Genomic DNA, 1,498 nt, shown 5'->3' with positions numbered 1-1,498 from the left:
CCCGGCTCGCCGACGCCTCCCCACGGGGGCGGCGCGGTGCGGGGCGCGGACGCCGAGAGAGGGGCGGTCAGTGGGGGACGCCGAACCGTCGGCCGCGGAGTGGACACCGGTCGACCGCCTGGCCTGTGAGCGCGCCTCCGGACGGATACTGGACGTCGGCTGTGCCACCGCCCGGCCCGGTCTGTGGCAGGCCCGGCCCGACACCGAGGTGGTCGGTGTGGCCTGCCCGTCCGGTGCGCCGGACTCCGACCGCGGCCGCGGGGGCGACGCCCGGCACATCCGACTTCCCGAACTGCTGCCTCCACTGGGCACGTTCGACACCTTTCTGCTGCTGAGCGCGGAGGCCGACCTGCTCGGTCCGGTCCCGCGCTGCCGGGCTGTGCTGAGTGCGTTCTCCTCGGCGTCCCGGCCGCACGCCCGTCTGGTGGCCACCAGCGCGGTCACCGCCGGCGAGAAGGTGCCGGCCGGCCGCGGGACCACCCGGGTTCGGGAACGGCCCGGCCGTCACGAGAACCCCTGGTCCACCGCGTCGGCGTTCCTGCCCGGCCTGCTGCTCGACGCCACCGAGGGCACCCCCTGGACGGTGGAGAACCTGCTGTGCGACCGCTCCACCGGACAGCCTCTGCACCTCGTCGAGTTGCCTCACGGACACCGGCCCCGCCGGGGCCCGACCGGGTCGTAGACCGCGGTCGCGTGGGGGTGGCACCCGCCGGCCGACGGGCCGGCGGGGGCGTTCGAGGGGCGACGCCCGGTGCGGACGACGGAACTTCGGCGTGACCGTTTGACTTGAACCGAGGTTCAACAAGCAGTCTGGTGACACCAGCCCGGGGAGCCCCTCCCTGACCGTTTCGACAAGGAGTCCCGCCATGACTGACAGCCCGCTGCGCCTCGCCGTGATCATCGGAAGTGTCCGGGGTGGCCGATTCGGACCGACCGTCGCCCACTGGTTCGCCGAACAGGCCAAGGAGTACGGCAGGTTCGAGGTGGACCTGATCGACCTCGTGGACCTGCCGCTGCCGCTGGTGATGCCGGCCTGGGGAACCGAGCCCGATCAGGAGACCGCCCGTCACGAGCAGGAGCTCTCCCGGCGTCTCGGCGCCGCCGACGCGTTCGTGGTGGTCACTCCCGAGTACAACCACAGCTTCCCGGCCGCGCTGAAGAACACCATCGACTGGTTCCGGGAGGAGTGGCAGGCCAAGCCGGTCGGCCTGGTCTCCTACGGCGGCCAGGGCGGCGGCATCCGGGCCACCGAGCAGCTGCGGCAGGTCTTTCCCGAGATGCACGCCGTCACGGTGCGGGACGCGCTCAGCTTCCACAACGCCTGGGACGTCTTCGGTGCGGACGGGCAGCCGGTGGACGCGGAGGGGGCCGCGGGCGCGGCCAAGGGCATGCTGGGCCAGCTCGACTGGTGGGGCACCGTGCTGCGGCAGGGCCGCACCCAGCGCCCCTACGGCAGCTGACCCCGCCCCGGGGCACCGGGCCGGAGGGGCGGGCCGGG

General features: G+C 73.8%; 2 protein-coding genes. Both read left to right on the top strand.

Going from position 1 to position 1,498, the window contains the following annotated elements:
* Positions 1–70: 70 nt before the first annotated feature.
* Positions 71–682, top strand: coding sequence for a hypothetical protein (locus ACYVE9_RS26405; protein ID WP_461030413.1), 612 nt, complete (start codon positions 71–73; stop codon positions 680–682).
* Between the two features lie 184 nt (positions 683–866).
* Complete coding sequence (locus ACYVE9_RS26400) at positions 867–1,460, top strand: NADPH-dependent FMN reductase (protein WP_461030412.1); 594 nt, start codon at positions 867–869, stop codon at positions 1,458–1,460.
* Positions 1,461–1,498 lie beyond the last annotated feature (38 nt).

The sequence above is a fragment of the Streptomyces sparsus genome, from assembly GCF_054776295.1.
This window is presented reverse-complemented; position numbering and strand designations above follow the sequence as displayed.